Source organism: Couchioplanes caeruleus (assembly GCF_023499255.1).
Classification (GTDB): Bacteria; Actinomycetota; Actinomycetes; order Mycobacteriales; family Micromonosporaceae; genus Actinoplanes; species Actinoplanes caeruleus_A.
Map to the genome: position 1 here is coordinate 4894427 of NZ_CP092183.1, position 24904 is coordinate 4919330.

Annotated in this window: 27 protein-coding genes and 1 pseudogene; 13 read left to right on the forward strand and 15 right to left on the reverse strand. The window is 74.0% G+C overall.

From position 1 onward, the window contains the following. Positions 1 to 119: 119 nt before the first annotated feature. Positions 120 to 1166, reverse strand: coding sequence for an NAD(P)-dependent alcohol dehydrogenase (locus tag COUCH_RS22680; protein WP_249607195.1), 1047 nt, complete (start codon positions 1164 to 1166; stop codon positions 120 to 122). 196 nt (positions 1167 to 1362) lie between these two features. On the opposite strand from COUCH_RS22680, the gene COUCH_RS22685 reads away from it, so the two are divergent. From COUCH_RS22685 to COUCH_RS22725, 9 genes are all read left to right on the forward strand, one after another. Continuing rightward, positions 1363 to 1950: a DoxX family membrane protein gene (locus COUCH_RS22685; protein ID WP_249607196.1), complete on the forward strand. Its 588-nt coding sequence runs from the start codon at positions 1363 to 1365 to the stop codon at positions 1948 to 1950. A gap of 146 nt (positions 1951 to 2096) precedes the next feature. Continuing rightward, positions 2097 to 3239, forward strand: a complete 1143-nt coding sequence (locus COUCH_RS22690) for an NAD(P) transhydrogenase subunit alpha (protein ID WP_249607197.1) — start codon at positions 2097 to 2099, stop codon at positions 3237 to 3239. Further along, positions 3236 to 3547 carry an NAD(P) transhydrogenase subunit alpha gene (locus COUCH_RS22695; protein ID WP_249607198.1) on the forward strand — a complete coding sequence of 104 codons (312 nt, stop codon included), beginning with the start codon at positions 3236 to 3238 and terminating at the stop codon, positions 3545 to 3547. The genes COUCH_RS22690 and COUCH_RS22695 overlap by 4 nt, the downstream gene beginning before the upstream one ends. After that, positions 3544 to 4962: an NAD(P)(+) transhydrogenase (Re/Si-specific) subunit beta gene (locus tag COUCH_RS22700; protein WP_249607199.1), complete on the forward strand. Its 1419-nt coding sequence runs from the start codon at positions 3544 to 3546 to the stop codon at positions 4960 to 4962. Before COUCH_RS22695 ends, COUCH_RS22700 begins: the two co-directional genes overlap by 4 nt. A gap of 11 nt (positions 4963 to 4973) precedes the next feature. Further along, a complete protein-coding gene (locus COUCH_RS22705) occupies positions 4974 to 5567 on the forward strand; it encodes a hypothetical protein (protein WP_249607200.1) in 594 nt (197 codons plus the stop codon). A gap of 155 nt (positions 5568 to 5722) precedes the next feature. Continuing rightward, positions 5723 to 7960 (forward strand): formate C-acetyltransferase, encoded by a 2238-nt coding sequence (pflB, locus tag COUCH_RS22710; RefSeq protein ID WP_249607201.1) that lies wholly within the window; start codon positions 5723 to 5725, stop codon positions 7958 to 7960. 2 nt (positions 7961 to 7962) lie between these two features. Continuing rightward, positions 7963 to 8709, forward strand: coding sequence for a pyruvate formate-lyase-activating protein (gene pflA, locus COUCH_RS22715; RefSeq protein WP_249613786.1), 747 nt, complete (start codon positions 7963 to 7965; stop codon positions 8707 to 8709). Positions 8710 to 8725: 16 nt separating this feature from the next. Beyond that, entirely contained in the window at positions 8726 to 9148 is a 423-nt protein-coding gene (locus tag COUCH_RS22720; RefSeq protein ID WP_249607202.1) for a nuclear transport factor 2 family protein, read from the forward strand. A 35-nt stretch (positions 9149 to 9183) separates the two neighbouring features. Further along, positions 9184 to 9663, forward strand: coding sequence for an SRPBCC family protein (locus COUCH_RS22725; RefSeq protein ID WP_249607203.1), 480 nt, complete (start codon positions 9184 to 9186; stop codon positions 9661 to 9663). A gap of 10 nt (positions 9664 to 9673) precedes the next feature. Here COUCH_RS22725 and COUCH_RS22730 read toward each other — a convergent pair whose 3' ends face one another. The 4 genes from COUCH_RS22730 to COUCH_RS22745 all read right to left on the reverse strand — a co-directional run bounded on the left by COUCH_RS22730 (position 9674) and on the right by COUCH_RS22745 (position 11826). Then, positions 9674 to 10078 (reverse strand): Fic family protein, encoded by a 405-nt coding sequence (locus tag COUCH_RS22730; protein ID WP_249607204.1) that lies wholly within the window; start codon positions 10076 to 10078, stop codon positions 9674 to 9676. A 294-nt stretch (positions 10079 to 10372) separates the two neighbouring features. Further along, on the reverse strand, positions 10373 to 10984 hold the full coding sequence (locus COUCH_RS22735) for a hypothetical protein (protein WP_249607205.1): 612 nt from the start codon (positions 10982 to 10984) through the stop codon (positions 10373 to 10375). Positions 10985 to 11067: 83 nt separating this feature from the next. Next, a complete protein-coding gene (locus COUCH_RS22740; RefSeq protein WP_249607206.1) occupies positions 11068 to 11265 on the reverse strand; it encodes a hypothetical protein in 198 nt (65 codons plus the stop codon). A gap of 99 nt (positions 11266 to 11364) precedes the next feature. Further along, positions 11365 to 11826: a peptidoglycan-binding domain-containing protein gene (locus COUCH_RS22745; protein ID WP_249607207.1), complete on the reverse strand. Its 462-nt coding sequence runs from the start codon at positions 11824 to 11826 to the stop codon at positions 11365 to 11367. Positions 11827 to 12080: 254 nt separating this feature from the next. Between COUCH_RS22745 and COUCH_RS22750 the strand changes: the two genes are divergently transcribed. Both COUCH_RS22750 and COUCH_RS22755 read left to right on the forward strand, forming a co-directional pair. Further along, entirely contained in the window at positions 12081 to 15287 is a 3207-nt protein-coding gene (locus COUCH_RS22750) for a TIM-barrel domain-containing protein (RefSeq protein ID WP_249607208.1), read from the forward strand. A gap of 102 nt (positions 15288 to 15389) precedes the next feature. Further along, positions 15390 to 16259 carry a universal stress protein gene (locus tag COUCH_RS22755; protein ID WP_249607209.1) on the forward strand — a complete coding sequence of 290 codons (870 nt, stop codon included), beginning with the start codon at positions 15390 to 15392 and terminating at the stop codon, positions 16257 to 16259. 49 nt (positions 16260 to 16308) lie between these two features. Here the strand turns inward: COUCH_RS22755 and COUCH_RS22760 are convergent, their stop codons facing one another. From COUCH_RS22760 to COUCH_RS38930, 8 genes and pseudogenes are all read right to left on the reverse strand, one after another. Next, on the reverse strand, positions 16309 to 16605 hold the full coding sequence (locus tag COUCH_RS22760) for a helix-turn-helix transcriptional regulator (protein WP_249607210.1): 297 nt from the start codon (positions 16603 to 16605) through the stop codon (positions 16309 to 16311). Positions 16606 to 16616: 11 nt separating this feature from the next. Beyond that, positions 16617 to 16790, reverse strand: a pseudogene (locus COUCH_RS22765) (tellurium resistance protein TerC); the annotation flags it as partial. A 67-nt stretch (positions 16791 to 16857) separates the two neighbouring features. Further along, complete coding sequence (locus COUCH_RS22770; protein ID WP_249607211.1) at positions 16858 to 19545, reverse strand: cation-translocating P-type ATPase; 2688 nt, start codon at positions 19543 to 19545, stop codon at positions 16858 to 16860. 63 nt (positions 19546 to 19608) lie between these two features. Then, positions 19609 to 20169: a hypothetical protein gene (locus tag COUCH_RS22775; RefSeq protein WP_249607212.1), complete on the reverse strand. Its 561-nt coding sequence runs from the start codon at positions 20167 to 20169 to the stop codon at positions 19609 to 19611. Between the two features lie 91 nt (positions 20170 to 20260). After that, the gene (locus COUCH_RS22780) at positions 20261 to 20407 is read right to left on the reverse strand and encodes a hypothetical protein (RefSeq protein WP_249607213.1); all 147 of its coding nucleotides are present in this window, start codon (positions 20405 to 20407) and stop codon (positions 20261 to 20263) included. A 66-nt stretch (positions 20408 to 20473) separates the two neighbouring features. After that, positions 20474 to 20971 carry a Crp/Fnr family transcriptional regulator gene (locus COUCH_RS22785; protein ID WP_249607214.1) on the reverse strand — a complete coding sequence of 166 codons (498 nt, stop codon included), beginning with the start codon at positions 20969 to 20971 and terminating at the stop codon, positions 20474 to 20476. Positions 20972 to 20987: 16 nt separating this feature from the next. Further along, on the reverse strand, positions 20988 to 21500 hold the full coding sequence (locus COUCH_RS22790; protein ID WP_249607215.1) for a DUF2202 domain-containing protein: 513 nt from the start codon (positions 21498 to 21500) through the stop codon (positions 20988 to 20990). Positions 21501 to 21534: 34 nt separating this feature from the next. Continuing rightward, on the reverse strand, positions 21535 to 21663 hold the full coding sequence (locus COUCH_RS38930) for a hypothetical protein (RefSeq protein WP_275979961.1): 129 nt from the start codon (positions 21661 to 21663) through the stop codon (positions 21535 to 21537). Between the two features lie 374 nt (positions 21664 to 22037). On the opposite strand from COUCH_RS38930, the gene COUCH_RS22795 reads away from it, so the two are divergent. Further along, positions 22038 to 22919, forward strand: coding sequence for a universal stress protein (locus COUCH_RS22795; RefSeq protein ID WP_249613787.1), 882 nt, complete (start codon positions 22038 to 22040; stop codon positions 22917 to 22919). A gap of 27 nt (positions 22920 to 22946) precedes the next feature. Here COUCH_RS22795 and COUCH_RS22800 read toward each other — a convergent pair whose 3' ends face one another. Together COUCH_RS22800 and COUCH_RS22805 are read right to left on the reverse strand one after the other, a co-directional pair. Next, a complete protein-coding gene (locus tag COUCH_RS22800) occupies positions 22947 to 23639 on the reverse strand; it encodes a CBS domain-containing protein (protein ID WP_346015933.1) in 693 nt (230 codons plus the stop codon). Positions 23640 to 23906: 267 nt separating this feature from the next. Next, complete coding sequence (locus tag COUCH_RS22805; RefSeq protein WP_249607216.1) at positions 23907 to 24347, reverse strand: universal stress protein; 441 nt, start codon at positions 24345 to 24347, stop codon at positions 23907 to 23909. Positions 24348 to 24429: 82 nt separating this feature from the next. Here COUCH_RS22805 and COUCH_RS22810 point away from each other — a divergent pair, with 82 nt between their 5' ends. Continuing rightward, entirely contained in the window at positions 24430 to 24828 is a 399-nt protein-coding gene (locus COUCH_RS22810) for a nuclear transport factor 2 family protein (RefSeq protein ID WP_249607217.1), read from the forward strand. Positions 24829 to 24904: the final 76 nt, after the last annotated feature.

A 24904-nucleotide genomic window follows, 5' to 3' on the forward strand; every position in this document is an offset into this window, starting at 1 on the left:
CCAGCCTCGTCCTGCGGGCCGCGGGGCGGACAGGGCCGAACGACCTGCGGGCCCGGGCGCCCGGGCCCGCGTCCCCGGCCGGCCCGGGCCACGAGGCGCAGATCCACGCGCGACCGTCCTCAGGGCACGATCACCGCGCGTCCCTGCAGCTCACCGGCCTGCATCTCGTCGTACGCGGTGACCGCCCCGGACAGCTCGAACCGGCAGATCTGCGGGGTCAGCATCCCGCGGGCCGCCAGGTCGAGCACCTCGGCGAGCTCCGGCCGGGTCCCCCAGTACGTGGTCTGGATGCTGACCTCGTACGGCACCGAGAAGAACGACAGCGGCAGGGTGCCACCGGCGATCCCGACGAGCGTGAGGTCGCCCAGGCTGCGCACGGTGCCCGCGGCCAGGGCGAGCGTGTCGTCGCCGCCGACGAAGTCGAGCACCACGTCGGCGCCGTGACCGCCGGTCGCGTCGCGGATCGCCTCGGCGGGACTGTCCTCGGCGGACAGCACGAGGTCCGCGCCGTACCGCCGGGCCAGGTCCAGCGCGTCCCTGCGAAGGTCGACGGCGATCACCCGCGCGGCCGTCGTCGCCTTGAGGATCTGCACCGCCAGGTGCCCGAGGCCGCCGACGCCGATGACCAGCGCGGTGCTGCGCGGGGTCAGCTTCGGCCACGAACGGCGGATCGCGTGGTACGGCGTGAGCCCGGCGTCGGTCAGCGGCGCGGCGTGCAGCGGGTCCAGCCCGGGCGGCAACGGGACGAGGTGGCGGGCGTCGGGCACCAGCAGGTATTCCGCCATGCCGCCGTCCAGGCCCAGCCCGCCACCGCCGGCGGGTACGGGCGCCTCCGCCGGGTGATCGCAGTACGTCTCCGCGCCGAGCCGGCAGCGGTCACAGGAGCCGCAGCCCCACGCGCCGTACACCGCCACCGCCGTACCCTCCGCGAGGCCGGTCACCCCTTCGCCGACGCGATGCACCCAGCCGGCGTTCTCGTGCCCCAGGGTGAACGGTGGCCCCCACGGCAGCTGCCCCGCCGTGAAGTCGTGCATGAGGTGCAGGTCGGAGTGGCACGCCCCGGCGCCACCCACCTTGATCACGACCTGGCCGGGTCCCGGCACGGGCTGCGGCACCTCCACCAGCTCGGCGGGCTTCTTCCAGTCCAGCAGTCTGAGAGCACGCATCGGTGTCTCCTCCCACTCGTCTCCTCCGCCCATCGTCGGACCGCCGCTGCGGGGCCCACACGGGGCGAACGTCCCGTGCCGGACCGGGCGGCGATCGATCGGGACCTAAGTCCCGCCCGGGTCGGGCGGTCAGGCCCGGGTGCCCGCGCCGGAAGCGGTGCATGGTCGGAACAGGACATCGAATGAGGAGGACACCATGACGACCATCGGCCGCGGAGCTGCGGCTCACCACCTCGAGAACGTCGAGGCACCCGGTCACATGCTCACCCTGACGGCCGCCCGGGCGCTGGCCGTGTTCCGCATCTCCCTCGGGTTCGTCTTCCTGTGGGCGTTCCTCGACAAGACCTTCGGTTTGAACTACGCCACCCCGTCCGCCCGCGCCTGGATCCACGGCGGGTCGCCGACCAAGGGCTTCCTGTCCCACGTCGACCTCGGCCCGTTCCAGGGCACGTTCCACTCGATGGCCGGCAACGTCGTGGTCGACTGGCTGTTCATGCTCGGCCTGCTCGGCATCGGCGTCGCCCTCATCCTCGGCATCGGGATGCGCATCGCCGCCGCAGCTGCCACGCTGATGATGGCGTTCATGTGGTTCGCCGAGTTCCCGCTCGCGCAGCACACCAGCGCCGGCGAGCCCAGCGGCTCGAACAACCCGATCACCGACTACCACTTCATGTACGCCGTCGGCGCGATCGTCGCCGCGCTGACGTACGCCGGACACACCTGGGGCCTGGGCCGCTGGTGGGCACAGCTGCCCTTCGTGCAGCGCAACCGTTGGCTGATCTGACGCCGCCCGGCGCCGGCCACGGCGGCGCCGGACGCGAGATCGGACGGTACGAGCAGCCGTCCGGCCGGGGCCTCACGGCGGTCGACCCGGCCGGGCGGCTTTTTCCCGCGACGTGACGTGACCGAGCGAGGGGACGGAGAGCGCGCATGACGACGATCGGTGTGGTCCGCGAGACGGCCGCCGGGGAACGGCGGGTCGCCCTCGTCCCGGAGGACGCCGGCCGGTTACGCCGCGACGGCCTGCAGGTCGTCGTGGAGGCCGGCGCCGGGGCCGGCGCCTGGTACGCCGACACGGACTACGCCGACGCCGGCGCGACGGTCACCAGCCGGGTCCAGGTGTACGCCGGCAGCGACGTCCTGCTGTGCGTGACCCCGCCGGAGGACGTCGACGCGCTGCACGCGGGCCAGACCCTCGTCGGGCTCCTGGCTCCCCGGCGCGACCCGGTGCGGTTCCGGAAGCTGGCCGGGACCGGTGTCACCGCGGTGAGCCTCGACCTGCTCCCCCGCACCCTGAGCCGCGCCCAGGCCATGGACGCCCTCACCTCGCAGGCCAACGTCGCCGGCTACAAGGCCGCGCTGGTCGCCGCGGACGCGTACGGCGCCTACCTGCCGATGCTCATGACCGCCGCCGGCACGGCCCGCCCGGCGCGGGTGCTGGTCCTGGGCGCCGGGGTCGCCGGCCTGCAGGCGCTCGCCACCGCGCGCCGCCTCGGGGCGGCCGTGACCGGTTACGACGTGCGGGAGGCGGCCCGGGAGGACATCGCCTCGACCGGCGCCGCCGTGCTGACCCTCGACGTCCCCGCCGCGACCGGTGCGGGCGGGTACGCCCGCCGGCTGTCGGAGGACGAGGCCCGGGCTCAGCAGGAGGCGCTGGACACCGCGGTCGCCGGGTTCGACATCGTCATCACCACCGCGCAGGTCCCGGACGGGCGCCCGCCGCTGCTCGTCACGGCCGCCGCCCTCGAGGCGATGCGGCCCGGCTCGGTGGTCGTGGACGCGGCTTGCGGGCCGCTGGGCGGCAACGTGGCGGGCTCCGAGCCGGGCCGGACCGTGGTGAGCGCCCGCGGCGTCACCGTCGTCGGCGCCGCGGACCTGCCCGCCCGGGTGCCGAGGGCGGCGTCGACCGCGTACTCCCGCAACCTGTGCGCGCTGCTGGCCGGCCTGATCCGCGACGGGGTGGTGACCGTCGACGCGGACGACGAGATCCACGCGGCCGTGGTCGTGGCCCGCGACGGCGAGGTCGTGCACCCGGCGGTCCGCGCCGCCACGAGCGAGGAGGTCCCCTCATGAGCCCGCTGCTGATGGCGGACATCACCGTCTTCCTGCTGAGCCTGCTCGTCGGGTTCGAGGTGATCAGCAAGGTGCCGGCCACCCTGCACACCCCGCTGATGTCCGGCGCGAACGCGATCCACGGCGTGGTCATCGTCGGCGTGATGCTGCTCGCCGCCACGGCCACCACGGTCACCGGTTACGTGCTGGTGCTGATCGGGGCCGCGTTCGCCGCCATGAACGTCACCGGCGGCTACGTGGTCACCGAACGCATGCTGGCGATGTTCCGCCCGCGGCGGGAGGAGAAGCGGCGGGAGGAGAAGCCGTGACGACCTTCGACACCGCCGTCCATCTGGTCTACCTGGCCGCCGCGACCTGCTTCGTGCTGGGCCTGCACCTGATGAACTCGCCCGGCACGGCCCTGCGCGGCAACCGGCTGTCGGCGGCGGGCATGGCCGCGGCGGTGCTGGCCACCGGCGCGGTGCTGGTACGCGACCACGGCATCACCGCCTGGGCCGTCGCGGCGCTCACCGCCGGAGCCGCGGCCGGAGCCGTCGCCGGCCTGGTCACCGCGCGGCGGGTGCCGATGACGGCGATGCCCCAGCTGGTCAGCCTCTTCAACGCCGTCGGCGGCGGGGCGGCCGCGCTGATCGCCCTGGGCGACGCGGTGCAGCGCAGCCAGGAGGCCGGTACGCCGGGCCTGCAGACCACGATCACCACCGTGCTCGACGTGCTCATCGGCGGCGTCACGCTGAGCGGCTCGCTCGTGGCCTCCGGAAAGCTCGCCGGCCTGGTACCCGGCCGGCCGGTCACCGTGCCCGGCGGAAGGTGGGCCACCGTCCTCCTCGCGCTCGCCACCGCCGGGCTCGCCGGGCTCTACCTCACCGGCCGCACCGGGGCGCTCGGCCTGTCCGGCATCGGCCTCGCCGCGCTGGCCGCGGGCATCCTGCTCACCCTGCCGATCGGCGGCGCCGACATGCCGGTCGTCATCTCGCTGCTCAACGCCTGCACCGGCACCGCGGTCGCCATGGCCGGGTTCGTGCTGGACAGCAGCCCGCTGATCATCGCGGGCGCCCTGGTCGGGGCGGCCGGCGCGATCCTCACCAAGCTCATGGCCGACGCGATGAACCGCTCGATCGGCGCGATCATCGCCGGCGGGTACGGCACCGGTGACAGCGCCGGGCCGGCCGCGGCGGTGGGCGGGGGCGCGCCCGTACGGGCGATCACGGCCGAGGACGCGGCGCTGCAGCTGGCGTACGCCCACAAGGTCGTCATCGTCCCCGGGTACGGGCTGGCCGCGGCGCAGGCGCAGCACGAGGCGGTGGCCCTCGCCCGCGCGCTGACCGAGCGGGGCGTACAGGTCAGCTACGGCATCCACCCGGTTGCCGGCCGCATGCCCGGGCACATGAACGTGCTCCTGGCCGAGGCGGACGCGCCGTACGAGCAGCTCAAGGACATCGACGAGATCAACCCGGAGTTCCCCGGCACCGACGTGGCGCTGGTGGTCGGCGCCAACGACGTCACCAACCCGGCGGCGCGGCGCCCGGGCAACCCGGTCTCGGGCATGCCGATCCTCGACGTGGACCGGGCCCGCACCGTGATCGTCATCAAGCGGTCGCTGGGCCACGGGTACGCCGGCATCGACAATGAGCTGTACACCCGGCCGGGCACCGCGATGCTCTTCGCCGACGCGAAGAAGGGCCTCGCCCAGCTGCTCGCCGGGGTGCGGGAGTACGCGGCCTGAGGAGGCGCCCGATGGTCCTGCCACCCGCCGCCCGGCGCACCGGGCTGCTGCACCGCATGCTGCTCGTCCGCCACCTCGAGGCGTGCCTGGACCAGCCCGCCCACGACGAGGCCCTGACGGCCGGGCTGGTCAGCGCGCTGGGCGCCGGCGACACGCTGGTGTGCCCGCGGACCGGGTGGCCGCTCGCGCTGCTCTTCGGCGGCCGGATCACCACGGCGCCGGTCACCACCGGGGTCCTCGCCGTCGAGCTCGTGGACGCCGGCGGCGGGCCCGGTGTGCTGTTCTGCCGGGCGCGGCAGGTGCCGCCGACGCCACCCCCGCCGGCGCCGAGCGTGATCGACGGCGCCGACGTGGAGGCGATCGCCCGGACGGCCTGGACGGGCCTCGCCGCCGTGCGCGGCGGCGCCCCCGCGTGCCGGTTCACTCTGCGGGCCGCGGCGGCCGGCGACGACCCGGTCGAGCTGCTCGCCACCCGGATGCGCCTCGACCACCAGCTCGACGAGGGCACGCTGCGCGCGATCGACCGCGACGCCCGGGCGCACGTGGCCGCGTTGCTGCAGGCCGGGGCGCCGGAGGTCCCGGACGTTCAGGGCCGCCGGCTCTGACCGCCCGTACCCCCGCCGGACGAGGCTGGGGCCAGGTCCGGCGCCGCCGGCGCGCCCCCACCCGGAGGTCCCGACGGCCCCGCCGTCCGGGACCTCCGGCCCTGATCCAACCGATCACGCTCGGGAGAAGCTGAATGCAGGAACGAGGAGGAATCATGCAGACACGCAAGGACGCCTGGCGCGGCTTCACGGGTACGGGCTGGCGCGACGCGATCGACGTCGCCGGCTTCATCCACGACAACGTGACACCGTACGAGGGTGACGCGCAGTTCCTGGCCGGGCCGACCCACCGCACCGAGCGGCTCTGGCGCGAACTGCAGCGCATGTTCGTCGAGGAGCGCAAGCGCGGCGTCTACGACGTCGACACGCACACCCCGTCGACCATCACCTCGCACGAGCCCGGGTTCATCGACCGCTCCCACGAGCTGATCGTCGGCCTGCAGACCAGCGCGCCGCTGCGCCGGGCCATCATGCCCGCCGGTGGCCTGCGCATGGTGGAGAACGGGCTGAAGGCGTACGGCTACACCCTCGACCCCGCCGTCAAAGCGATCTTCTCCCGGTACCGCAAGACCCACAACGACGGTGTGTTCGACGCGTACCCGGCCGACGTCAAGGCGGCCCGGCGCTCGCACATCATCACCGGCCTGCCGGACGCGTACGGCCGCGGCCGGATCATCGGCGACTACCGCCGCGTCGCCCTGTACGGCGTCGACCGGCTCATCGCCGAGCGCAAGGAGCTGAAGGCCGCCCTGGACGGCAAGCGGTCCTCGGAGGCGGTCATCCGCGACCGCGAGGAGCTGGCCGAGCAGATCCGGGCCCTGGGCGAGCTCAAGGAGATGGCGGCCGGCTACGGCTACGACGTCTCCGGCCCGGCGACCACCGCCCGCGAGGCCATCCAGTGGCTGTACTTCGCGTACCTGGGCGCCACCAAGGAGCAGAACGGCGCGGCCATGTCGCTCGGGCGCACGTCGTCGTTCATCGACGTCTACATGGCGCGCGACCTGGCCGAGGGCGTCCTGACCGAGGAGCAGGCGCAGGAGCTCGTCGACGACTTCGTCATGAAGCTGCGGATCATCCGCTTCCTGCGTACCCCCGACTACGACCAGCTGTTCTCCGGCGACCCGACCTGGGTGACCGAGGCGATCGGCGGCGTCGGCGCCGACGGGCGCCCGCTGGTGACCCGGTCGAGCTTCCGCTACCTGCAGACCCTGTACAACCTGGGTGCGGCGCCCGAGCCGAACCTGACCGTGCTGTGGTCGCCGCGGCTGCCCGAGGGCTTCAAGCGGTTCTGCGCGCAGGTCTCGATGGACACCAGCGCCATCCAGTACGAGAACGACGACCTGATCCGGCCGGCGTACAGCGACGACACGGCGATCGCCTGCTGCGTCTCGGCGATGCGGGTCGGCAAGGACATGCAGTTCTTCGGCGCCCGCGCCAACCTCGCCAAGGCCCTGCTGTACGCCATCAACGGCGGGCGCGACGAGATCAGCGGCGAGCAGGTGGCCCCGGCCTACGCCCCGGTCACCGCGGACGTGCTGGAGTACGAGCAGGTGCTCGACGCGTACGACCGGATGCTGGACTGGCTGGCCGAGACCTACGTCGAGGCGCTCAACGTCATCCACTACATGCACGACAAGTACGCGTACGAGCGGCTCGAGATGGCGTTGCACGACCACCCGGTGCACCGGTTCCTGGCGACCGGCATCGCGGGCCTGTCGGTGGCCGCCGACAGCCTCTCGGCGATCAAGCACGCCCAGGTCAAGGTGCTGCGCGACACCACCGGGCTGGCGGTCGACTACGTGATCGACGGCGAGTTCCCGGCGTTCGGCAACAACGACGACCGGGCCGACGCGATCGCGGTGGAACTGGTCGAGCGGTTCATGGCGAAGATCCGCCGGCAGCCCGCGTACCGCGACGCCGAGCCGTCGCTGTCGGTGCTGACCATCACCTCGAACGTGGTGTACGGCAAGCACACCGGCAACACCCCGGACGGGCGCCGCGCCGGCGAGCCGTTCGCACCCGGCGCCAACCCGATGAACGGGCGGGACAAGCACGGGCTGGTCGCCGCGGCGCTGTCGGTGGCGAAGCTGCCGTACCGCTGCGCCCGCGACGGCATTTCGCTGACCACCACGGTGACCCCCGCGGGTCTCGGCCGCACCCGCGAGGAGCGGATCGGCAACCTGGTCGGCGTGCTCGACGGCTTCACCGACGGCGGGGGCTTCCACCTCAACGTCAACGTGCTGGACCGGGCGACCCTGGAGGACGCGATGGCCCACCCGGAGAAGTACCCGCAGCTGACCATCCGGGTCTCCGGGTACGCCGTGAACTTCGTCCGGCTCACCACCGAGCAGCAGCACGACGTCATCGCCCGTACCTTCCACGGTGCGCTGTGACCATGACCGTGGCCCCGCCGGTGACCGCGGCCGTCCACTCCTTCGACATCTCGACGGGAGTGGACGGCCCGGGCACCCGGTTCGTGGCCTTCCTGGCCGGGTGCCCGCTGCGGTGCCAGTACTGCCACAGCCCGGACACCTGGTACCGGCGCAGCGGCACCCCGACGACGGTGGACGACCTGCTCACCGAGATCCGCCGGTACGAGCGCTTCATCAAGGTCGCCGGGGGCGGCGTGACCATCAGCGGCGGCGAGCCGCTGCAGCAGCCGGCCTTCGTCCGCGAGGTCTTCACGGCCTGCCACGAGATGGGCCTGCACACGGCCCTGGACACCAGCGGCTTCCTCGGCGACCGCGCCGACGACGCCCTGCTGGCCGTCACGGATCTGGTGCTGCTCGACATCAAGTCGGGCGACCCCCGCACCTACCGTACGGTGACGAAGACCGGCCGGCTCGAGCCGACCGTCCGCTTCGCCCGGCGCCTCGGCGAGCTCGGCAAACCCATCTGGCTGCGGTTCGTGCTGGTACCGGGCCTCACCGACGACCCGGCCAACGTGGCCGCGGTCGCCGACATCGCCGCCGGCGTGCCGACGATCGAACGGGTCGAGGTGCTGCCGTTCCACCGGCTCGGCCAGAGCAAGTACGCCCAGCTCGGCGTCCCGTTCCCGCTCGCCGACACCGAGCCGCCGGACGAGGCCCTGCTGGAACGCGTCCGCGGCCAGTTCGCGGAACGCGGCCTCACCGTCTACTGACGGCTAGGTTGGTGACGTGAGCGGTGACGAGCGACTCGACGACCACGCGGAGATCGGGGCCGTGGTCCGGACCTTCTTCGCCGCCTTCACCTCCGGCCCGGACTCCACCGCCCGCCTCGACGCCCTCCGGCACGTGTTCCTCCCGGAAGCGGTGATCGTCCGCACCTGCGGCGGTCCACCCGCCGCCTGGGGAGTGGACGACTTCATCGCACCCCGGCAGGAGCTGCTCGCCGGAGGCGCCCTCACGGACTTCAGGGAGTGGGAGGTGTCGGGGCACACCGAGGTCTTCGGCGACATCGCTCACCACTTCTGCAGCTACGCCAAGGCGGGAGTGCAGGACGGGGTCCCCTTCACGGGACGGGGGATGAAGACGCTGCAGTTCGTCCGGACGCCCGCCGGCTGGCGCATCAGCGCCGCGGCCTGGGACGACGAGAGATGACGGCGTCGGCGGTCCCGCCCTCATAGGATGGCGCCATGACTCGGACAGACACGGCTTCGCGGCTGATCGCAGCTCCGCCCGACCGCGTCTACGCGGCCCTCGTCGACCCCGCGGCGCTGACGGCCTGGTTGCCGCCCGGCGGCATGACCGGCCGCTTCGAGCGGTTCGACGCGCGGCCGGGCGGCTCGTACCGGCTGGTGCTGACGTATGCGGACGCCACGGCGGCGCCGGGGAAGACGACCGCCGACACGGACGTCGTGGAGGCTCAGTTCGTCGACCTCGTCCCGGGCGTACGGGTGGTGCAGGCGGTCACCTTCGTCTCCGACGACCCGGCCCAGGCCGGCACCATGACGATGACCTGGGAGGTCACGCCGGCGGAAGGCGGCACGCTGGTGGAATTCCGGGCCGACGACGTCCCGGCCGGCATCTCCGCCGAGGACCACGCCGCCGGCCTGACGTCCTCCCTCGCCAACCTCGCCGACCACGTCGAAGGCCGCGGCCCAGCCGTGGGATGACCGCCGGTACTCACCGCTCATCCGCGGCCGGTGCCATCAGACTCATCCGGCGGCGGGTTTGGTCGATGAGGATCGCCACGTGCCTCGCCATTGCTTCGGCGGCGCGGATTTCGCCGGCTGGGCGTACGGTCATCAGCAGCGACGCCGCCTGGTCCAGCACCACACCCTCGCGGGCGAGGACGAAGTACAGGGCGAGGGCCGCCGCCCGCCCGTTGCCGTCGTCGAACGGGTGGAAGAACGCCACGTCCAGATACGCCCGCGCCGCCCGCGACGGCAGGGGCAGGTCCGGGTCATCGGCCTCGGCGAGGCACGCGTCGAATGCTTCGGGCAGATCAGGACGGTACGCGTACCGTTCTCGACCGCTCTTGGCCCAGGCGGACGTCGTGCGGAACGGCACGCTGCCGACGCCGAGCACGACCCGTTGCCAGGCCTCAAGCAGGCCGAACGTCAGCGGTCCGCCCGCGTCGGCGTCGGCGCGGACCAGGTGCAGTGCGGCGAGCAGACCGTCGGCGCCCTCCTGCCGTGCGGCGAAAAGGTCGGCGATGCCGTCGCGGCCGGTGCGGGCCGGCGTGCGTACGTGGTCGGCGACGCCGGCCCAGCGGGCTGCCTGCCGGACGCGCCGCCACGTGCCGAGCGCGTCCGACTGTGTGCAGGATTCGGGTCGCTGTGCCCGCGAGGCGGCGGGCAGCTCGCTGGTGCGCCGGCTCGGTCAGTCCTGCGGCCAGGTGTCGGGCCAGTCATCGTGTCCGGGGTCGATACCGGTGGCCGCCGCCAGCGCCGCCGCGACATCGGCGGCGTCCGCGCCCGTCGGTTGCGTCCAACTCCGGAAGCGGCCGCCGATCGCATCGTCGACCATGGCATCGGCGAGGTGGTGCGGCACCCCGGCGGCGGACAGGAACCAGCTGAGGACTCTGGCGCTGCCGCCGTACCAATTCTCCTCGGTGCCCGTGCGGGCCATGGCCGTCGCGACCAGCTCGCCCACCGCGGCCTCCCATGCGGCGAACGCCGCGCGCGGGTCCCGCGGCAGCGGCAGGTGCCGCGCGAAATGGTCGGCGAGTTCCTCGAGGTACGACCGCCAGTCGAGCAGCCCTCTCCCGACGGCGTCGAGGGTGCGCTCGGGAGCGGTGACCAGCTCCTGGACGCGGTACCACCCCGGCGTCGGCGCACCGCTGAGGGAGTACCGGGAGCTCTGCCCGAGCCAGCCCGCCGCCCACCGGCCGAAGTGGTCGACGAGCCCGATCGTCACGGCGTCGGCCCAGGCGTAAGAGGGGTTCCGCGAGCCGCGGTCCACGGGCGCCGCCGGGTCGTAGGGCGGGGGCATGTGGGCCAGGGCCACCGCTCGAACGACGCCGGGGACACTGCCCGGGTCGAACAGGTGAGTGGCGGGGTCGGCCTCCGCCCACGTCAGCGTCCACGATTCCAGGCGCGGATCGATCGTCGGCGCCGGATGGATCGCACCAGGGTGCCCGCCTCGGTCAGCGTGCCGGTGACGGCTCCGGCCGGGCCGAGCCGTACGCCGGGCAGCGTGAGCACCCCGGTCGCGGGCGCGGTCACCTCGAGGGCGGCGTCCCATCGCCGGTGCCGCCGTACGCGCCGAGCCACCGCATGCTCGGCGGCGAGCGCGGGCGCCGGGCCCGTCAGGAGGCTCGCGGCGAGGACAGCGGCGGCGACCAGCAGCAGCCGGTTTCTCGTGCCCCGTCCTCAGAAGGAGAGCATGCCGCTGATGAGGGCCTGCCACGTCATCGGGCCGACGATGCCGTCGACCGTCACGGCCGGGATGTCGGCGTGCAGCGCGCTCTGGAAGCCGCGGACCGCCCGTTCCGTCTGCGGCCCGAAGATGCCGTCCACCGCCAGGCCATTCGCCGGGTCGCCGGACAGGTTGCGGAACTGGAACTCCTCCTGCACGCCGCGGACGGCGTCGCCCTCGGCGCCCCGGCGTACCTCGATGATCAGAGCGCTCCAGGTGCGCGGGCCGACGATGCCGTCGACCGTCAGGCCCTTCTCCCGCTGGAACGACCGGACCGCGGCGTCGGTCCTCGGCCCGAAGATGCCGTCCACCGCGACGCTGTGGCCGCGGGCCCGCAGCAGGTACTGCAGGGTGGGTACGGGGTGTTCCTTGGCGCCCTGCCCGGTCAACGGCCAAGGGCTCAGTGTGCCTGCCATCGCTCTTCCCCTTCCGCTCGTGCTGTCGAGGAGCGTGCTCCGCCCAGTCACCTTTCGTGCTCGGGCGTATCCGCTCAGCGTCGGGCGGTGGCCACGATGGTCAGTAGAGCCGAAGGTCCCCCACGGCGTGCCGGGCCAGACGGCCCGCAAAAACCCGCGAATCTGCCCTCGCGGGCATTGTCAAGAAACCTTCCAGCAACAAGAGTGATCGCATCCGTCACTGCATCGACGGATATCGCACGGAAGGAAACACAATGCGCCATGGCGCCCCCACCCGGCGGATCCTCGCCGCGGCGGCGGTCCTGCTCACCGGACCGGCCACCCTTCTCGTCCCGTCATCGCCGGCGCAGGCCACCCGCCCCGGCGCCGACCGCTCCACAGTCGTCTCCGGCCAGGCCCGCTTCCAGGTGCTGTCGCCGACGCTGATCCGCACCGAGTACGCCGGCGACTCCCACTTCGTCGACGCCGGCACCTTCAACGCGGTGCACCGCACCGGCTTCACCGCGCCCCGCTTCACGAGCCGTACCCGCGACGGCTGGCTGACCATCGACACCGGCGCCGTCACCATGCGGTACCGCGTCGGGTCCGGGTCGTTCACCGACGACAACCTCACGGTACGGCTGACGTCCGGCCGGCAGACCGTGCAGGCCGCCCCGTGGACCGGGCACACTCCCCCGAACTGCGCGATCGGCGCCCTGTGCGAGGCCGAGACCGCGGCCCTGCGGGGCCTGGGCGTCGCCACCGACCACGGTGGTTACACCGGGCAGGGTTTCGCCGCCGGGTTCGAGGGCGCCGACGACTCGCTGACGGTCACGGTGACCGTCGCGACGGCCGGGACGTACGAGTTCGACGCGCGCTACGCCAACAGCGTGGGCGGCGACGGCAAGGACGTCACGCGGACGCTCACCGTCGCGGTCGACGGCACCTCGGCGGCCCAGCTGTCCCTGCCGAGCACCGGCTCGTGGGACACGTGGAAGCAGGCCGGCACCGCCGTGACGCTGACCGCGGGCCGCCACGAACTCGCGGTGCGGCGTGACCCGGCCGACTCGGGCCACGTCAACATCGACAGCTTCGCCCTGGTCCGGCCGGGTGACGCGTACCCGCAGCCGGTTCCGCCGGCTCCCCGGGAGTGCGCCTTCGGCACGGTCTGCGAGGCCGACGGCGGCGTCCTGGCCGGCGGCGCGCGCCTCGCCCGCGACCACAACGGCTACTCCGGTGAGGGCTTCGTCGCCGGGCTGGAGCGTACCGGTGCGAGCGACGCGCTGACCGTCACCGGCGTGCCGGCGGCGGGTGAGTACAAGCTGCAGCTGCGTTACGCCAACTCGCGTCCGGGCGCCCAGCCGGCGCGGACCCGCACGATGTCCGTCCAGGCCGGCTCCGGCACCCCGGGCACGGTGGAGCTGCCGACCACCAGCGGCTGGGACTTCTGGCGTACGGTCAGCACGCCCGTCACGCTCGCGGCTGGGACGAACACCGTCACGCTGGGCTGCCCCACCGACGACAGCTGCAACGTCAACCTCGATACCGTTGCGCTGACCACCGGGGACGCCCCGCTGCTCGCGCCGCACGCCCCGCTGGGCGGTTACCGCCGCTCGCTGGACAACGTGGACGGCGGCGCGCTCACCGCGCCCGGCCTGCTCTACACCGACGGCTGGTCGCTGCTGGACGACACCGCGTCCGCCCTGTTCGACCCGGCGACCCGCAAGGTCACCCCGAAGCCGGCCCACACCGGCGGCTACCAGGACGGCTACATCTTCGCGTACGGCCAGGACTACGCCCGCGCGCTACGGGAGCTGTCCGTGCTGACCGGCCCGACGGCGCTGCTGCCCCGGTGGACGTACGGCGTCTGGTACTCGGAGTACTACGACCGGACGGCGGCCGACTTCCAGAACATCGTCGGGCGGTTCCGCACCGAGAACGTGCCGCTGGACGTGCTGGTCGTGGACACCGACTTCAAGGCCGCCAACAAGTGGAACGGCTGGGAGATCGATCCCACCCGCTTCCCGGACCCGAAGGCGTTCCTCGACTGGCTCCACAAGGAGGGCCTGCGCACCACCTGGAACGTGCACCCGAGCATCCTCGGCAACGACCCGAAGTTCGCCGCCGCGCAGGAGACCGCCAAGGGCAAGCTGCAGCGCACCGGCTGCAACAGCGGCGCGGACTGCTACACGTTCGACTGGGGCGACCCGGACCAGCTGGCCGCGTACTTCGGCCTGCACAAGGACCTGCAGGACCTGGGCATCGACTTCTGGTGGCTGGACTGGTGCTGCGAGGACTCCAAGTCCACCCTGGCCGGCGTGACGCCGGACGCGTGGATCAACCTGAACTACGCGGCCGAGAACGGCTTCGCCTTCTCCCGGGCGTACGGGTCGCTGCAGGCCGGCGGCTACGCCAACCCGACCTCCGTGGCCACCGGGCCGTGGGCGGACAAGCGGACCACCCTGCACTTCACCGGTGACACGGTGTCCAACTGGGAGACGCTGCGCTACGAGGTCGGCTACGCGCCGGGCGAGTCCGCGGCGACCGGGCTGGCCGCCATCAGCCACGACATCGGCGGGCACACCCGCGGCCTGCAGGAGCCCGGCACCGAGCCGGGCAGCACCAAGCTGCCCGACGACCTGTACGCCCGCTGGGTGCAGCTGGGCACGTTCCAGCCCATCGACCGGCTGCACTCCAACCACAGCGACCGGCTGCCGTGGCAGTACGGGCCGGCCGCGAACGCCTCCGCCGCCGAGTTCCTGCGGTTGCGGGAACGGCTGATGCCGTACACGTACACCGCCGCCGCCCAGGCCAACCGGGACGGGCTGCCGATGGCGCGGCCGCTGTACCTGGCGTACCCGGGTGAGCAGGAGGCGTACGCCACCGCCGGAGCCGAGTACCTGTACGGCCCGGACATGCTCGTGGCACCGGCGACCGACGCGGGGTCCAGCGCGACCACGCGGGTGTGGTTCCCGCCGGGCAGCACCTGGACCGACTGGTTCACCGGCGTCACGTACCAGGGCGGCACCAGTCACGACATCACCACGACGCTGGACACCATGCCGGTGTTCGTCCGCTCCGGCGGGGTCGTGGTGACCCGGACGAACGACGTCGCCACCGACGAGGGCCACCCGCTGGACGCGGCCACCGTCACGGTCGCGACCGGCGACGACGGGCGCGGCGAGCTGTACGAGGACGACGGCACGAACCACGCCCGCAACGCCACGACGCGGTTCGCGTACGAGGAGGGGAACCGGTCGAAGACGCTGCTGATCGGCCCGCTCCGTGGCGGCTACACCGGTCAGGTGGGCAAGCGTGACTGGACGGTCGCGTTCACCGGTGCCGACGCTCCGCAGACCGTACGGGTCGACGGGCGGATCCTGCCGCGTACGGCGTGGTCGTACTCGGCGCAGACCCGCACCCTCACGGTGCACGCCGGCAAGCAGCCGGTCCACCGGGCGGTGACCGTCAGCGTCCGATGAGCGGTACGGACCGGTGGGCCGCACGGCCCACCGGTCCGGGACCTGCCGCCCTGCCGCCCGCGCATCGAAGTGCGTGAGGATGGGAGGAGAAGGGAGAGTCCCATGACCGCCAAGAAAATCATCGTCGGTTACGACCGTTCCCCGGAGGCCCGTGCCGCGGCGGCCTGGGCCCTGGACGAGGCGGCCCGCACCGGTGCACTGGTGGAGTTCTTCTACGCGTACGAGTGGCCGACCTGGGCGCCGGCGGCGTCCACCGTGCCCTCCCCCGCGGTCTGGCCGGACGGCGAGACCGACCGCGCCGTCAAGGGCGCCCTGCAGGAGGCCGTGGCCGGGGCCCGGCAGAGCCACCCGCAGGTGCGCACCGAGGTGTCCATCGTGAACGCCAGCGCCGCCCTGACGCTCATCGACCGCTCCGCCGAGGCCGGCCTCATCGTGCTCGGCAGCCAGGGCCACAGCGCCGTGACCGGCATGCTCGGCTCGGTGAGCGTGGCGGTCAGCGCCCACGCCCACTGCCCCGTCATCGTCGTGCGCGGCGACAACGGGCACACCGGTCCCGTGGTGGTCGGCGTCGACGACTCGCCCTGCGCCCAGCTCGCCCTGGCCTTCGCCCTCGAGCAGGCGGCCGAGCGCGGCGCGCCGGTACGGATCATCCACGCATGGCGGCCGGTCTCCGGCATCTGGGAGGACAGCCCGCTGGTCAGCCGGGAGGTCACCGCGGAGGAACGCCGTCCCTTCGACGAGCTCGTGGCGGCGTGGCAGGAGAAGTACCCGCAGCTGACGATCACCGCGGAGGCCGTGGTGGACCACCCGGCCCACGCCCTGGCGGCCGCGAGCACCACCGCGCGGCTGCTGGTCGCCGGCACCCGGGGGCGCGGCGCGTTCCGCGGGATGCTGCTCGGCTCGGTGAGCCAGCACCTGCTGCGGCACTCGGCCTGCACGGTGGCCATCGTCCGCGAGGTCGCCGGAAGCTGAGCCCGGCAGTGACGCCGGGTCCGCGGGTGCGGGCCCGGCGTCGCACTGTCTATGCCGCCGGCGGGGGCGGGGACTTGCCCTCCAGCACGGCCAGGATGTCGCCGATCTGGTGCTCGCGCTCCAGTGGGTGCCGCAGCGGAAGCTCGCGGTGCAGCTCGTAGCGGTTGCGGCGGCCGTCGCGGGTGCTGGTGAGGTAACCCGCCTCGACGAGGTCGGCGACGATGCGCTGCGCCGCCCGCTCCGTGATGCCGACCTGGGCGGCCAGGTCCCGGTGCCGGAGGCCGGGGTCGCGGGCCACGCAGATCAGCACGTGGGCGTGGTTGGTGAGGAAAGTCCAGTCCGGCACGGGCTCTGATCCTACGAGTCCGGCGCCACCACCGGGCGGTCAGGGCGACGCGCGGCGCGCGTGGAGCGCAGGCTCCAGGCGATCGAGACGCCGATCGTGGCGACGATGACCCCGAGGGTGAGCGGGATCGGCAGCTTGCCGACCGGCGTCTCCGGCAGGATCAGCTCGACGCCGGCGAAGACCACCGAGTCGGCCGCGGACACGAGGCCGGTCGCCTCGACCGCGACGAGTGTCTGCGGCACCCGCCGGTCGTCATGGCGTCCGCCGTCGCGCGCGGTGCCGGTACAGCTCGTCCGCTCCCCACACCAGCAGCGGGAACGGGGCCAGGAACGCCAGGTGCGCCGGGCCCAGCGACGCGGTGCCGAACAGCGCCTGCAGCGGCGTCAGGTAGATCACGGCCGCGGCGAAGACGAGCTCGAACGCGACCCCGCCGAGCAGCAGCCGGTTGGTGAACAGTCCGATCGAGCGCAGCGACGCCCGGTCCGCGCGGGCGGCGAAGGCGGTGCCGAGCTGGCAGGCGACGATGCCGGCGAACGTCATCGTGGTGGCCTCGCGGTACGCGCCGTGCAGCGCGGAGCCCGGCCCCGTCGCCGCGCCGGGCTGCCAGCCGGCCCGCCACAGCGACCAGAAGAATCCCGCCATGACCAGCAGAGCCGACGTCACGCCCAGCAGAGCCCACGCGCGCAGCAGCAGGCGCCGGTCGATGACCCCGCTGCGCGGTGAACGCGGCGGTCGGCGCATCAGCCCGGGTTCCGCCGGCTCTCGTCCCAGGGCCAGCGCGGGCAGGGTCTCCGTACCGAGGTCGATGGCGAGGATCTGCAGCACGGTCAACGGCAGCGGGACGGCCCCGCCGGAGAGCGCGAAGATCAGGAAGGGCACGACCTCGGGTACGGCGTGCGCGAAGATGTACAGCACGAACTTGCGGACGTTGTCGTACACCCGCCGCCCGGCGTGCACCGCCCTGACGATGGTGGCGAAGTTGTCGTCGGTGAGCACCATCGTGGCGGCCTCCCGGGCGACGTCCGTGCCGGAGCGGCCCATGGCGACGCCGATGTCGGCGTGCCGCAGGGCGGGCGCGTCGTTCACCCCGTCGCCGGTCATCGCCACGACCTTCCCGGCCGCGCGCAGCGCCTCGCAGATGCGCAGCTTGCCCTCCGGCGTGGACCGGGCGAAGACGATCTCGTCGTCCCCGGCGAGCAGCCGGTCGAGCTCGGTCTCGCTCATCGCCTCCAGCTGCGTGCCGGTGACGACACGCCCGCCGCCGATCCCCGCCTGACGGGCGATCTCGGCGGCGGTGGGCCCGTAGTCGCCGCTGATGACGTGGATGCGGATGCCGGCCCGGTGCGCGCCGGCCACCGCCTCGGCGACGCCGTCGCGCAGCGGGTCGGCCAGGGCCAGCAGCCCGAGCAGGGTGAGGCCCGCCTCGGCGTGGTCGCGTTCCGGCACGTGACCGGCGCCGACGAAGCCGTACGCGACCGACAGCACCCGCAGACCCGCGGCGGCGTACCGGTCGACGGCGGCCTGCAGCCCCGCACGCACCTCGGTGGAGAGCGCCACGCTGCGCCCGTCCGGACCCACGACGCGGTCGCACAGCGGCAGGACGGATTCCACCGCGCCCTTGGTGTGCACCCGGGCGCCGTCCACTGTGGACATGCGCTTGAGGCGGCTGTCGAAGGCGTACAGGAAGGTCCGCTCGGCGTCGCGTTCGGCGGCGTGCACGGGCACCGCCAGCTGGTCCGCGAAGCGCAGCAGGGCCAGCTCCATCGGGTCGCCGGTGTCGTGCGGCGCTCCGTCGCCGGCCACCCGCGCCGTGGTGCACCGGGCCGCCGCGGTGGCCAGCTCCCGCGCCCGCCCGTCGCCGCGTGCGGCCGCCGCGTCCAGCTCGGAGCCGTACAGCCAGATCCGGGACACCCGCATGCGGTTCTCGGTCAGGGTGCCCGTCTTGTCCGTACAGATGACCGCCGTGGACCCGAGGGTCTCCACCGCGGACAGCCGCTTCACGACCGCGCCGGCCCGGGCCAGTTCCCGGACGCCGGCGGCGAGCGCCAGGGTGATCGTCGGCAGCAGGCCCTCGGGCACGTTGGCCACGATCAGGCCGATGGCGAAGCTGATGGCCGCGGCCCAGCCGAGCCCGGCGACCACGCCGATCGGCAGGAAGGCGGCCCCGGCGGCGACGGCCACGGCCGCGATGATCCAGGTGGCCCGGCGCACCTGGCGCTCCAGCGGGCTGGGCTCCCCGCGGCCCCGCTGCGAGAGCGCGGCGATCCGGCCGATCTCGGTGTGCATGCCGGTCCGGATGACCACCGCCCGGCCCTCCCCCGCCGTGCACACCGTGCCGCTGAACACCATCTCGCGCGCCTCGAGCAGCGGCCCGGCCACGACCTCCGCGTCCGCCGACCGCGACGCCGGGACCGACTCGCCGTTGAGCGCCGACAGGTCCACCGACAGCGCCCCGTCCACCAGGCGGCCGTCGGCGCAGATCCGGTCGCCCTCCTCGACCACCATGACGTCACCGGGCACCAGCTCCCCCGCCGGTACGTCGCACAGCACCCCGTCGCGCAGCACCCGCGCCGAGACCGGCAGGTACGCCGCCAGCGCCTCCACGGCCCGTTCCGCCTGCATCTCCTGCGCGAACGCGAACGCGGCGTTGAGCAGGATCACCGCCACCACGGCAAGCGCCAGCGCCGGGGTGCCGCCGAGCCAGGCCAGCGCCGCGGCCACCATGAGCAGGACGGCCAGGGGCTGGGTGAACTGGGCGAAGAGCTCGCGCGGCCAGCGCCGGCCCTCCCGGCGGGACAGTTCGTTGCGGCCGTACACGGTGAGGCGCCGGGCGGCCTCCCTCGCGCCGAGCCCGGCGGGACCGGTACGCAGGTCCCGGAAGAGTTCGACGGGGGGACGTCGTTCGTCGACCGGGCCGGGTGCCGTCGTCGTCTGCGTCATGACTCCAGGCTTTCCACCGCGGGAGCGGGGCGGACAGGGCCGGGCGGCCCGCACGCGGTGGTCCTACGGCAGCAGGCGCCGCACCGCCACCCCGGTGACCGCCGCCATCGTCGCGGCCATGGCCAGGCCACCGGCGATCCCGATGGCGATGATCAGGATCAGCGCCTGTCCCGGGTGCCAGAGCGGCATGGTGACGAGCAGGAACGCCGCCAGCCCGGCGAGCCAGGCGGCGGCGCTGGCGGCGATCCACCAGCCGGCGTGGCCGGTGAGGCGGCGCAGCACCGTCCACTGCGCGCATCCGATCGAGCACAGCAGGGCCAGGCCGAGCACGGCCGCCACCGGCGCCGTCACCGCCACGGGCCAGCTCTGCCAGACACCGGCGAAGGCCGACGGCGACATGCCGATCAGGTACGCGACCACGGCGGCGCCCGCGGTCACGGCGACCCAGCGGCGCCACGGGAACCGCGGCAGCGCCCAGCGCAGCACGGCGGCCTGACCGGCGCCGAGCACCGCGCCCTCGACGGCACCCGCGGCGAGGATGACGGGCAGCGCCACGGCGGCATCCGCGTCGGCCAGCAGCGCGCCGGCACAGGCCGGCACCGCGAAGCCGACGAACTCCGCCACCGTGACGGTAGGGGACCCAGGCGCGGTACAGCGCCGCCCGGTCCGGCCCGGGCGCCACCGCCGACGTGGTCACGCCGTCACCCGCGACGTCTCAGCGGCGGCGATCCGGGGCGCCCACCGGGTGGTGCGCCACCGACTCGACCGCGGCGGTCAGGGCCGAGCCGACCACGGCCAGGACGAGCCCGGTCAGCGGCAGCAGGGTGGAACCGCCCAGAGCGATCATCCGGCGTTTCGTCATGGCTTCCTCCTCTGTCCGCTTCCATCCAACGCCGCCGCGGGCCGCGCCTTTCAGGGGCGCAGGGCCTCAGGTCACGGGCCGTTCTGCCTGCTCCGGGCCCGACGGGTACGCGTACAGCTCGACCAGCCGCACCCGCGAGGCGGTGAGCCGGTCGGCGAGCACCCCGACGAACCGCATCGCCAGCTCGCGCCCCAGGTCGGCGTCCTCGGCCATGAGCCGGCGTACCTGCGGGGCGTCGAACTCGATGGCGTGGCACTCGTCGGCCACGACCGCCCCGAGCGACCACCGGTACGGCGGCAGCAGCCACGACCAGCCCACCGGCGCGCCGGACTCGATGCGCTCGATGACGATGCTGCCGCGGCCGGGCACCTGGAAGTCCAGCGCGACCGCCCCGGAGGTGAGCAGCCAGAAGGTGTTCGCCGGCGCCCCCTCGTGGAACAGGCGGTACCCGGGATGGCGCAGGGTCGGACGGCCGAGCGCGGCCAGCTTCTGCAGCCAGTTCGTGGGCAGGTCGGCCACGAACGGGTGCAGGGCGAGGCGATCGAAGACGGTCAGCGGCGCCATGGTGTCCTCCGGTGCGCTAGTGCGGGCTCCAGGCCTGGGCGACCCGGATCTGCCGGTGTGCGGCGAGCAGGATGTGCAGGCACACCTGCCGCACGTCGGGCGCCGTACCTGCCGGGAGTGCGTCGTCGAGCATCCGGACGACCTCGGCGGCGGTACGGCGCACCACGGCCAGCGCCGCGGCGCGCCCGGTGCGGCCCTCCGCCAGGTACCGGTCGTAGCGGGCCTGGACGCCGGGAACGGCGAACAGCCCGGCGCCCAGGCCCGCCGACGGATCGGCGAGCCCGTGCCGCTCGAGCAGCTGCCGGAGCGCGACCAGCTCACGGGTCTGCGACGGCGCCGACTGCGGGAAGGCGGCGTACCGGTCGGCGAAGGCGGCGAGCAGGTCGTGGCAGAGCTTCGTACGCTGGGCCAGCTCGATCAGCAGCTCCACCTGCGCGGGCCGCACCGGGCCGCTCGGCAGGAGGGCCGGGTGCGGGGCGCAGAAGCCGGCGCGGTCGCGCCAGGCCTCGCTCGGGGCGGCGGTCGGCATCGGATCCTCCCGGTGGTTCGCTCGGCGGGGCCGCTCAGCGCCGGCCGTGGCGGGCGGCGCGCCGCTGCGGCGGCGTCAGACGGTCGATGAGGTCCTCCAGGACCGGTCCGGCCACGATGAGCAGGGCCAGGACGGCCAGGATCACGACGACGAGCAACGGCATCGCACTCAACTCCCTCGGCACGGGACGGCGGCGTCCCGTGCCTCGATGGTGTCCGGTGCCCGGCCCCCGGTACAGAGTCGGGAGTCCGGGACGGCCGGGACTTCCGTCCGCCGCGCCGCTCCGCCGGCCGGGTCGCGCCGGAGGGGTCGAACGGCCCTGTCGCCGGCGGCCGGGCCGGGGCGATGCTGGCCCTGACGCCACCGGGGCCCGCACGGAGCGACCGGGCCGAGGAGACAGAAGCGATGGCCGGAGCGCCACCAGACCCACCGTCGTCAGGACGGGACCTGGTCCGGCCGCTGCGCCACGCGGGCCCCGGCGGCGTCTCGTCCTCACCGGACGCCTCGTCCACGCCGGACGGAGAGAAGGTGACCGCGATGGAGAGCGTCACCGGCGCTCCCGTGGTCGTCGGGGTGGACACCTCCCCGCGCAGCAACGACGCCGTGGAGCTGGCGGCGGCCGAGGCGGCCCTGCGGCACCGGCCGTTGCGGATCGTGCACGCGCTCCTGTGGCCCCTGGCCCGCCTCGGTGTGCCGCCCGCGTCGCCGTACCCGGCCCTGGACGCCTTCCGCGACGAGGCCCGCGGTCTGCTCACCGACGCCGAACGGCTCGCCGTCAAGGCGGCGCCGGGCACGCGGATCACCACCGAGATCATCACCGACCTGCCGGTGCCGGCGCTGCTGGCCGAGAGCCGGCACGCCGACCTGCTGGTCGTGGGCGACCGCGGCTCCGGCGGCTTCCGCGGCCTGGTCGTAGGGTCGGTGGCGGTGCAGACCGCCACGCACGCCTCCTGCCCGGTGCTGATCGCCCGGCACCGCCGCGACGCGGCCGGCCCGGTCGTCGTCGGCATCGACGGTTCCCCGGCGTCGCAGCGCGCGCTGGAGTTCGCCGCGCGCGAGGCCTCGCTGCAGGGCGTCGACCTCGTCGCGGTGCATGCCTGGGGGCTGCCGCCCACGCTGGGGGCCGGCGAGCTCGTGCCGCTGGCGTACGAGCTGGCGGCGGCCCGGGACGACGAGGAGCGGATCCTCGCCGAGTCCCTGGCCGGCACGGCCCAGCGGTGGCCGGACGTCCGGGTCCAGCGCGACCTGCACCGGGGAGCCCCGGCGCGGGCGCTGCTGGGCTGGTCCCGGCGGGCCCGGCTGATCGTCGTCGGCAGCCGGGGCCACGGCGGCTTTCCGGGCCTGCTGCTGGGCTCGGTGGGCCAGCACCTCATCCACCACGCGGCCTGCCCGGTCGCCGTGGTCCGCGCGGCGCCGTGACCGGCACCGCGCTGGGCGACCCGGCCGTCAGGCGATGCCGTACGCGATGCCCGTGCCGAGCACGGCGCTGTCGTCGTAGTCGTACTCGAGCTCGTCGACGACTTCCACCACGCCGGCGATCTGGCGGGTGAGCCGCTTCGCGATGTCCGCGGTGGACCAGCGGTCCACGTGGCCCTTCAACGTGACGATCCCGTCCGTCACCGTCGCCTTCACGGTCAGCACGCTCTCGGCGAGGTAGATGCGCAGAACGCCCTCCTCGACGTCGCGGCGGATGTCGTCGTCCGGACGCAGGTGCACCTTGAGCAGGTCGCCGCGGGACACGATGCCGACGAGCCGGCCGAGGTCGTCGGTGACGGGCAGCCGCTTGACGCCCTCACGCTCCATCAGCCGCGCGGCGGCGGGGATCGGCGTACCGGTCAGCGCGGTCACCGGCGGGGCGCTCATCAGGTCGGCCGCGGTACGGGCATCGGCCTTGACCCGGTCGCCACGCCGGCGCCGGCCCTCGAACAGCCGCGGCTTCTCGTCGCCCGCGTACTCGATCTTGCGCAGCAGGTCGGCCTCCGACACCACGCCGGTCACCCGCTGGAAGTCGTCCACCACCGGTACGGCGCTGAGCCGGTGCCGGATGAGCAGGTCGACCACCGCCCGGTAGGGCGCGTCCTCGGGAACTGTGACGACCGACGTGGTCATCACGTCGTCCACATGCCAGTTCTTCATCATGAGACCTCCTTGTCGCGTCACCCTCGACGCTATGAGCACGGCGGCGGGCCGGTCAGGGCCGACAGTCCCAAACCCACGGGACCCGGGGCACGGCCGGGACCCGCCCTCCGGACACGACGACGGACCGGACGGCATCCGGCCGTCCGGTCAAGCGGTGCGGGCGAGGGCGCGCTCCCCGGGCCTGCGGTGCGCGGTGCGGGCGCGCTCTCCCGGCCTGCGGTGCGCGGTGCGGGCGCGCTCTCCCGGCCCTGCGGTGCGCCGTGCTGGTCAGCGCACGATCACCACGGGGCAGCGGGCGTGCTGCGCGCAGCGCTGGCTCACCGAGCCGAGCAGCGTCCCCGCGAAGCCGCCGTGGCCGCGGCTGCCCACCACGAGCAGCGGCGCCTCCCGGGCCGCGTCGAGCAGGACCTGCGCCGGGTGGCCGGCCATCACGCTGCGGTGCAGGGGGACGCCCGGATCGTCGCCGTACGCCGCCTCGAGCGCCGTCTCCAGGATCTCCTTGGCCGTCACCTCGATGTCGGTGTACGGCACCGCCGGCGGCCCCCAGCCCCACACGGGCGGGAACTCCCAGGCGGTCACGGCATGGATCCCCGCACCGGTCAGCCGTGCCTGCGTCAGCGCCCACCGCAACGCGGTCACCGACGCCGGCGACCCGTCCACGCCGACCACGATGTCGTGGCGCGTGCCGGGTTCGGACTCCCTGGTCATGCTGCTCACCTCCGTACCGGCTCTCACCTGCATCGTGAGCCGGTCGCGGGCCGCCGATCAGGGCCGGAGGTCCCCTAGCGGGGTGACCCCGGACGCCGTCACCGGGCAGGATCTGCTCGTGACCTCACCCATCCAGGAACTCCGGCGCGCCTTCGACGAGGCCGAGCTCCGCGCGGACACCGGCGCGCTGAACGCGTTGCTCGCCGACGACTTCCGGTCCATCGGCGAGCAGGGACACGTCCTCGACAAGGCACAGTGGGTCGGCAGGTTCGCCGAGTTCGCCTACGCGAGCCTGGAGAGCAGCGACGTCGAGGTGTCCTTCTACGGGCACGCGGCCATCGTCCGATGCGTCCAGCGCAGTCGATCGGCCTGGCGCGGGCAGGAGATGGCGCTGGCCGTCCGGGTCAGCCAGACCTGGGTCGAGCTCGCCGAGGGCTGGCGGCTGGCCGGCATCCGGTTCAGCTCGCTGGGCGGCGGATGAGGGCCGTTCACGCCCCCGGCGACCGCGGCCGAAGCCGGCGCCCCGGTCGAAGCCGAGGCGCCGGGGTCCGGGCCGG

Bases quoted from the DNA above. Each gene is read 5' to 3' on its own strand.
- COUCH_RS22735 (WP_249607205.1), bottom strand. From the start codon at position 10,984: ATGCCCCCGCCCTACGACCCGGCGGCGCCCGTGGACCGCGGCTCGCGG.
- COUCH_RS22805 (WP_249607216.1), bottom strand. From the start codon at position 24,347: ATGACCAGGGAGTCCGAACCCGGCACGCGCCACGACATCGTGGTCGGC.
- COUCH_RS22790 (WP_249607215.1), bottom strand. From the start codon at position 21,500: ATGCCGACCGCCGCCCCGAGCGAGGCCTGGCGCGACCGCGCCGGCTTC.
- COUCH_RS22780 (WP_249607213.1), bottom strand. From the start codon at position 20,407: ATGACGAAACGCCGGATGATCGCTCTGGGCGGTTCCACCCTGCTGCCG.
- COUCH_RS22785 (WP_249607214.1), bottom strand. From the start codon at position 20,971: ATGGCGCCGCTGACCGTCTTCGATCGCCTCGCCCTGCACCCGTTCGTG.
- COUCH_RS22685 (WP_249607196.1), top strand. From the start codon at position 1,363: ATGACGACCATCGGCCGCGGAGCTGCGGCTCACCACCTCGAGAACGTC.
- COUCH_RS22795 (WP_249613787.1), top strand. From the start codon at position 22,038: ATGGAGAGCGTCACCGGCGCTCCCGTGGTCGTCGGGGTGGACACCTCC.
- COUCH_RS22705 (WP_249607200.1), top strand. From the start codon at position 4,974: ATGGTCCTGCCACCCGCCGCCCGGCGCACCGGGCTGCTGCACCGCATG.
- pflA (WP_249613786.1), top strand. From the start codon at position 7,963: ATGACCGTGGCCCCGCCGGTGACCGCGGCCGTCCACTCCTTCGACATC.
- COUCH_RS22750 (WP_249607208.1), top strand. From the start codon at position 12,081: ATGCGCCATGGCGCCCCCACCCGGCGGATCCTCGCCGCGGCGGCGGTC.
- COUCH_RS22725 (WP_249607203.1), top strand. From the start codon at position 9,184: ATGACTCGGACAGACACGGCTTCGCGGCTGATCGCAGCTCCGCCCGAC.
- COUCH_RS38930 (WP_275979961.1), bottom strand. From the start codon at position 21,663: ATGCCGTTGCTCGTCGTCGTGATCCTGGCCGTCCTGGCCCTGCTCATC.
- COUCH_RS22745 (WP_249607207.1), bottom strand. From the start codon at position 11,826: ATGGCAGGCACACTGAGCCCTTGGCCGTTGACCGGGCAGGGCGCCAAG.
- pflB (WP_249607201.1), top strand. From the start codon at position 5,723: ATGCAGACACGCAAGGACGCCTGGCGCGGCTTCACGGGTACGGGCTGG.
- COUCH_RS22770 (WP_249607211.1), bottom strand. From the start codon at position 19,545: ATGACGCAGACGACGACGGCACCCGGCCCGGTCGACGAACGACGTCCC.
- COUCH_RS22755 (WP_249607209.1), top strand. From the start codon at position 15,390: ATGACCGCCAAGAAAATCATCGTCGGTTACGACCGTTCCCCGGAGGCC.
- COUCH_RS22680 (WP_249607195.1), bottom strand. From the start codon at position 1,166: ATGCGTGCTCTCAGACTGCTGGACTGGAAGAAGCCCGCCGAGCTGGTG.
- COUCH_RS22690 (WP_249607197.1), top strand. From the start codon at position 2,097: ATGACGACGATCGGTGTGGTCCGCGAGACGGCCGCCGGGGAACGGCGG.
- COUCH_RS22800 (WP_346015933.1), bottom strand. From the start codon at position 23,639: ATGATGAAGAACTGGCATGTGGACGACGTGATGACCACGTCGGTCGTC.
- COUCH_RS22695 (WP_249607198.1), top strand. From the start codon at position 3,236: ATGAGCCCGCTGCTGATGGCGGACATCACCGTCTTCCTGCTGAGCCTG.